The following is a 6,524-nucleotide window of genomic DNA, read 5'->3' on the forward strand; positions in this document are numbered from 1 at the left end:
TTTACTCATTGTATTTTTGATGCAATACTTTTAAATTTTCATCAGGATTAAAATCGTCAATAAATCCACTTTCTCCAATCGCTAGCGCGAGTTTTCAACTCGTGCCGTTACTAATTTTGAAAATAGAAATTTTATCACGAATCCACTATTTTTTTGTTTGTTGGTATAGTTGGAAACTTGCGTTAGCGTAGGAATTTGTAATAGTTCATTTTATATATATTGTTGTAAAATGTTTTTATTTCCATAATGCATTCAATATCCTTTCTGCGCAAACTGTGTCATTTGATTTTTCCATAAAAAATAATGTCGGATTTAGCGGTCCAGTAATTGCTAAAATTCCATATTCTTCATTAAATATTATAGGGCTAATCCCGTCAACAATTGGTTCAGTTATATCGTATTTATCAAACCAAATTCCATTAACCTCAAATGTATTTTCTTCATATTTTTTGTAATCGGTTAGGGCAAATTGAAGTTTTTTATTTTTTGTCAAGTAACTCACTTTTAAATCCCGTGAAGAGTCCATTTCACTTTTATAATCATACGTAATTATTGAATCACTAACTGTTTTTATTAGAAGATATTTAGTTAGAATTTTAAGAGTATCATTTGAAAATTTGTTTAAAAATCTTGATTCCGTAAAAATTGATTTGTTATCTATTGGATTTTCCGCATATCTTTTCTGCATATAGAAAAACAAGAAAATTATATAGGCTAATGCAGAAATTACAGTTAATGCAAAAGCGGAAATTAATATGCCTTTAGTTTTTTTCAAATGTTTAAAGTCTATGTATGACAGGAATTCCTATTATCGTGTTAAATTCAGTAAAAAAGAGGAACTTTCTTGTTGTTTTCTATAAAAATAAAACAAAACCTATACATACACAATGTGGTTTCCCGTAATTCTCAAAATCAATTAATAAATTAATCAAATAAATCAAAAAAAGTTAAATCCACACTTCAACAAACTCAGCGCAGACAAAAAAAGGAACCTCATAACAAGATTCCTTTTTCAAACGCTACTTAACTGTAAATAGAAAGTTTACTTATTCTTTTCAATGCTGTACAACTTGTAGAATAACGTTGGTAAAAAGCCAAAATTAAATAGTGCAAAACCGATAAGTATCAAGATACCTGAATACGGCCAATGCATGATTTCAAATAGGAAAGCTGTGCTAAGTGTGAATAAGGCGATAAAGCCTAAAACATAAACTGATTTTTTCATTTTTAATTGATTTTAAATGTTCGTATTATGATTGATATTTTAGTAATTTCTCTTTGTATCTAGTGTAGAAGTAGAGTGGAAGTGCTAGTAAAATTAAAAGCGCAAACCCTGAAAATAGAATCAAACCAGCATAAGGCCACTGCATAATTTTAAAAAAACATCCTGTAAGTATGAACATTGAAGTAAGAAGCTCTATTGCAAATGATAATTTCATTCGGTTTTTAGAAGCTTTAAAATACAACTGTACATTTGTTTCTGTTTGTATGTGATTGATGTTTAAATACCCGCCAAACTTCTGAATTGCCGCTTGATACGCTAATTCAAAATTGGTTGCTTCCGAATTTTCTATATGTATACAAATATGATCAAGAATGTCTTCTCTCAATTCTTGGTTCTTTAAACCATACAATTCTAAATTTTTAGAAATATAATCGATGTTTTGGTCCGTTAGTATCATTTTGAAGTAGGTTTTGGATTGAATATTAACGACAATGTTTTTATGAAATCATTAATTTGATTGGTTTGATCAACGATGACCTGTTTCCCGGATTTAGTTACCGAATAGTATTTCCGAACTCGCTTGCCGATATACACTTTTTCCGTTTCTAATACATTATTCTTTTCGAGTTTGTGCAAAATAGGGTAGAGCGCACCTTCGGAAATATCAATTTTCCCTTTGGTAAGCTCTTTTACTTTTTGAGTAATTTCATATCCATACATTTTTTCATGTTGACTTAGCAATTTTAAAATGATCGGTTGCAATGTTCCTTTGGTGAGTTCTTTACTATACATGAGACAAATATACATTTTATTTATATACATTTTATTAAAATGTATTTTAATTTTAAACAGAACGCCTATTTAAAGTGATTTATTGTGTTTAAATACAACATTTAGATATTTTCACAAAAAAAGAGAATCTTGTGATGAGATTCTCTTTTCAACTAGTAAATTAAAATTAGGTTAGTTAGGTTTAGTTGGTTTTTAAATTTTTATCAGATCGTCCCGTGTCATATAAACCTTCAAGTGCAACTATTTTATTATTTTCTTTGATGAATCTTATTCTAAAAAAAGAAATATTTCCAACCATGAATTCATTTTCGCTGACAGGAACTAATTTGTGTTTTCCTCTATTCTCACGTTGATAGATCAGTTCGCCATTTTCCATCGTAATGTTTCGTACTTCATACGTTCCTACATACGATTTCAATACTGATTGCTTTACAGTCATCGGATTTGACATTGCTTTTTTATTCGTCAATGCCCAATTGTATCGAAATTTCAATCCATCATCAGTTGCTTTTGCTGCTAAATATTCCAAGGCTTTCATTTCGGCAACTTCTAATGCTTTTTTCGCTTCTACTTTTACATGCGGAATTACGCCAACTCCTTCCCAATTTGTATTTGTAATTGGGTTGATAGCGCGTCCAGTTGGTGTCCAAACCATAAAACCTTCGGTTGCGTTAATAGTTCCGCCAGGATGCGCGCCGCCGCCAGTTGTTTCGCCAATTAAAGTAGCGCGTTCTAAATGTTTTAAATTATATGAGAATTCTTCTGCCGCAGAAAAAGTACTGCTACTCGTCAACACGAATACTTTTGCATCTGGATTTCGTTTGCCAGGCACATGTGGCAATGTCCACGTTTGCGAGCTTCTATCTGCCGATCGGTTGTAAAAATTATTCAAATGTACAGGATTGGAGCGAAATAAGTAACTTGTTATAAGTTGAATCATGCTTGGTGATCCGCCGCCATTCTGACGAAGATCGATAATAATAACTTCCGAGCTACTCAAAAAATTCATTGCGGCAACCGCAGTTTCACTCGCATATTCAGTATCCATAAACGCACGTAAATCTAAATAGCCGATATTTCCATCGAGAATTTTAACTTCCTTAAAACCAAAATTTTGATACTTCATTTGGTTCACGCGATTTTTGACATACGCCAAACTATCTTCCGTAGTAATAACGCGTTTTTCGGCTTCAATTTGTTCAGGATTGTATATGACTCTCAAATGTTTGTCATGACTAATTTCCTGTAATTCTTTGGTTAAGGAAGCAGCCAATACTTGCGGATCTTTGATCTTTTTATACATTCCTTTTTTGAAATTACCTTGAATTTTAGAATTCATTTTTGTGGCAACTTCTGGAAATATATAATTCGTATCTAAAATACTGGCAATCGAATCCACAACGTTATGAATTTGCGATTGCGTTAATTTTACTTGTTTATTTTGCGCTTTTATGATACTTGTTGACCAAAAGAGCAAACAGTAAATAATGGTAGTTCTTAAATTAATGTGTTTCATTTTTTTTGATTTGATGATTGGCGAATGACGCTTGTATTGTGCAATTTGATTTGATTTTCTTTAAAATAGTTTCTAAATGAATAACTTCTTCTTCAGAAATACCATAAAGTGCATTTTCACGATTTTCTGTAATAATAGGCGATAAGGTTTTTAAAACCTGTTTCCCTTTTGCCGTGATTTCAATTTTATAGCGTCTTCTATTTTCTTGATTGATCGATCTTTTTAAATACTTCTTTTTCTCCATTAAATCGAGCATTCGTGTCATAGAAGCGTTGTCTTTAAAAGCCATTGCGGCGATTTCTTTCTGCGTTTTCTCAGGATATTTCTCTAAAAAAGCCAAAATCATTCCTTGATCAATTGTCATATCATCTACTTCAATAGAAAGGTTTTTTTGTGAAGCCTTTCTATATTCTTTGATCGTGGATTCTATTGTATAAAAAATAGTTTCAGCAGGAGATTTTAGGTGCATACATATTTATTTGATGCAATAATAATTGATGTGTCAATTAAAAACAAGATTTTTTAAATTTTTAACAGAAGAGTAGTGTATACGTAAATAGTGAAAGTGAAAAAATCACGTAAAAATACGCTAGTATGAAATTGTAGCTGATCATATCTTTATACATCTAAAAATCAACCATATTATGGCAAATACAACTCCAAAATTTAGAATTTATCCGTCTATCGGAATTGCACGGCTCGGAAACGGTCCCGCAGAAAAAGACAAAGTAATATTCAGTCCAGAAGTTCCTTGGGCAAATTTATACGAAACTGATCAAAATTACTTAACGAAAGATGGACGTTTAAAGAAGCAAGCACAACGTTTTTATATTTACGAATGTGACGATCATGGAAATCCAACAGGACAAATAAATACAGCCGATTTCGATATAGAATGGTCTGTGGAAGTTGCCAATAAAAAACCATTTTGGTACGATTTTAACAATAGTTTAGATTTATCAGTGATTGCAGATAACCAAAACTTATCTCCAAATTTTGTAAAAGACAAACTCGCACCCGGAATTAACGCCGCATACAGAAATCCGAATGTATTAGATCAAGGATTGCGCGTAAAAGATGGATACGATTATCGTAAAGATTTGGTAAATCATCCAGAAATGGTCAGCGTAGACGCAAATGGAAAACGTAGAGAAATAAGAGGGCAATTTCCTTCCTCACGTTTTTCAAAAAATGAGGTTAGTATGTTGGCAAAACGCATGAATGTTGATGCAAAAGAAGTGAATCTTGGAACGGTTGAATATGACGATGACGGAACGATGATATTCTATGGAGCAGATGGAATTTCTGCAGCTTTGAATCCTTCTGACTTAAACACAGATTTTGCCGATAATTCAAATTGGTACGATGATATTTGTGACGGACGCATTACTGCAAAAATTATTAGAAAAGATACAGGAGAAGAATATAAACTTGACGATGAACAATCTGCTGCTTGGGTAGCTTCTGCACCGCCAGATTATGCGCCACAAATTCAACCATTATCAACAATGTACGATTTAATTACAGGAGCATCTAACGAATATCATGAGCCAGAATTGGGAACCGTTTTTCCAATGATGTATCGTTTGTATAGAATGCAATGGGTTAATTTGGGTGACTTTTTAGCGCCATCATTCAAAGAAACAATCGATGAGTTAATTGAAAAAGATCAATTCAAATACATTTATCAAAAAGAACCAAAAGCAGCAGCAGATGCGGTTCGTGAAAAGATTTTCAATATGTTCCGTAATCCTGCGTATACAATGTCTAACGAACCGATTATTCCAAGTAAAAACAGCACCGATTTTGTAAATCGCGGAAGCGGAACAGAAGAATTAAAATTACCATATTATCCTGGTGATGCGATTGATTATCCGGGAAGTCCAGCACAATGGTTTGCCATTCCACCAATGATTTATGAACAATTGAAACAATGGCGCGATGGACATTTTTATACGCCAGAAAGCTTCGATTTTAAAGATATGAACGAAATGGGCGCGTTTTATCGTGAACAATTCCAGAAATCTGCAAATGATGAAAAACGCAAGCCTTTATTAATGACAAGAGCCGTTTTAGAAACTTTATATGGCGGCGGTTTTCACCCTGGAGTTGAATTGACTTGGCCAATGCGACATAATAATATTTATTCAGAAAATAGAGAAACATACCGATTTATTGTAGACAATCACGATTACAGAATTGGCGCGTATGGTTTACGTGAAGTACGATTAAACTTAGCTTCTAGAGAAGAACAAGAAAATATATTTTACAATGATTTTGGATTTTCAATGAATTCGGAAGACATCCAAAGATCGATGGAACCAGGAAGTAAAGACAGCTGGTTTTGGAAAATTACACCAGGCGATTTAACCAAATGGATGGGAATTCCGTGGCAGTCAGATGCAGGAAGTTGTCAGGCGGTTTATGTAGAGAAACAATATCCAGTTCCATCTTGGTGGGCAGCAAATTTACCTGTGCATGTATTACCTAAAGACAGTTATGAAAAACTGCTTGATCCTACGATTACTGATGATACAAAACGTAATATTTATGCCAATCGATTGGAATGGTTGCATACGGCAAGTACTGGATTTATAGGATATCACGCGGAAGGCGGCTATATGAATGGCTTGATAAATATGGTATATCAATGGAAAGATATTGGCGTTGTTACAGGAAGACGACTCGATTTAGATATTGATGGCATTCCTGAGATTGTGTATGTGGCGTATGATGCTAATGATAATTAGACTCGCTTTGCTTTTGGATCGCTTCGCTTTTGGATCGCTTCGCTTTTGGATCGCTTCGCTTTTGGATCGCTTTGCTTTTGGATCGCTTTGCTTTTGGATCGCTTCGCTTTTGGATCGCTTCGCTTTTGGATCGCTTCGCTTTTGGATCGCTTCGCTTTTGGATCGCTTCGCTTTTGGATCGCTTCGCTTTTGGATCGCTTCGCTTTTGGATCGCTTCGCTTTTGGATCGCTTCGCGTTTCT

General features: G+C 33.7%; 7 protein-coding genes. 1 reads left to right on the forward strand and 6 read right to left on the reverse strand.

What is annotated here, in order from left to right:
* Positions 1–235: 235 nt before the first annotated feature.
* The 5 genes from AB8B65_RS14780 to AB8B65_RS14800 all read right to left on the reverse strand — a co-directional run bounded on the left by AB8B65_RS14780 (position 236) and on the right by AB8B65_RS14800 (position 4,002).
* Positions 236–775: a hypothetical protein gene (locus AB8B65_RS14780; RefSeq protein WP_405302025.1), complete on the reverse strand. Its 540-nt coding sequence runs from the start codon at positions 773–775 to the stop codon at positions 236–238.
* 475 nt (positions 776–1,250) lie between these two features.
* Entirely contained in the window at positions 1,251–1,682 is a 432-nt protein-coding gene (locus AB8B65_RS14785; protein WP_405302027.1) for a hypothetical protein, read from the reverse strand.
* Positions 1,679–2,017, reverse strand: a complete 339-nt coding sequence (locus AB8B65_RS14790; protein ID WP_405302029.1) for a PadR family transcriptional regulator — start codon at positions 2,015–2,017, stop codon at positions 1,679–1,681. The genes AB8B65_RS14785 and AB8B65_RS14790 overlap by 4 nt, the downstream gene beginning before the upstream one ends.
* 181 nt (positions 2,018–2,198) lie before the next feature.
* The gene (locus AB8B65_RS14795) at positions 2,199–3,533 is read right to left on the reverse strand and encodes a S41 family peptidase (RefSeq protein ID WP_405302031.1); all 1,335 of its coding nucleotides are present in this window, start codon (positions 3,531–3,533) and stop codon (positions 2,199–2,201) included.
* Complete coding sequence (locus AB8B65_RS14800) at positions 3,520–4,002, reverse strand: MarR family winged helix-turn-helix transcriptional regulator (protein ID WP_405302033.1); 483 nt, start codon at positions 4,000–4,002, stop codon at positions 3,520–3,522. The genes AB8B65_RS14795 and AB8B65_RS14800 overlap by 14 nt, the downstream gene beginning before the upstream one ends.
* A gap of 175 nt (positions 4,003–4,177) precedes the next feature.
* On the opposite strand from AB8B65_RS14800, the gene AB8B65_RS14805 reads away from it, so the two are divergent.
* The gene (locus tag AB8B65_RS14805; protein ID WP_405302035.1) at positions 4,178–6,283 is read left to right on the forward strand and encodes a LodA/GoxA family CTQ-dependent oxidase; all 2,106 of its coding nucleotides are present in this window, start codon (positions 4,178–4,180) and stop codon (positions 6,281–6,283) included.
* On the opposite strand, the gene AB8B65_RS14810 is transcribed toward AB8B65_RS14805, so the two are convergent.
* Positions 6,280–6,524 (reverse strand): hypothetical protein (locus AB8B65_RS14810; protein WP_405302037.1); only part of this gene is annotated, 245 nt, incomplete at its 5' end. The two genes, AB8B65_RS14805 and AB8B65_RS14810, sit on opposite strands and share 4 nt — an antisense overlap.

The sequence above is a fragment of the Kordia sp. genome, from assembly GCF_045105435.1.
Taxonomy (GTDB): Bacteria; Bacteroidota; Bacteroidia; order Flavobacteriales; family Flavobacteriaceae; genus Kordia.

Bases quoted from the DNA above. Each gene is read 5' to 3' on its own strand.
- AB8B65_RS14795 (WP_405302031.1), bottom strand. From the start codon at position 3,533: ATGAAACACATTAATTTAAGAACTACCATTATTTACTGTTTGCTCTTT.
- AB8B65_RS14805 (WP_405302035.1), top strand. From the start codon at position 4,178: ATGGCAAATACAACTCCAAAATTTAGAATTTATCCGTCTATCGGAATT.
- AB8B65_RS14800 (WP_405302033.1), bottom strand. From the start codon at position 4,002: ATGCACCTAAAATCTCCTGCTGAAACTATTTTTTATACAATAGAATCC.
- AB8B65_RS14790 (WP_405302029.1), bottom strand. From the start codon at position 2,017: ATGTATAGTAAAGAACTCACCAAAGGAACATTGCAACCGATCATTTTA.
- AB8B65_RS14785 (WP_405302027.1), bottom strand. From the start codon at position 1,682: ATGATACTAACGGACCAAAACATCGATTATATTTCTAAAAATTTAGAA.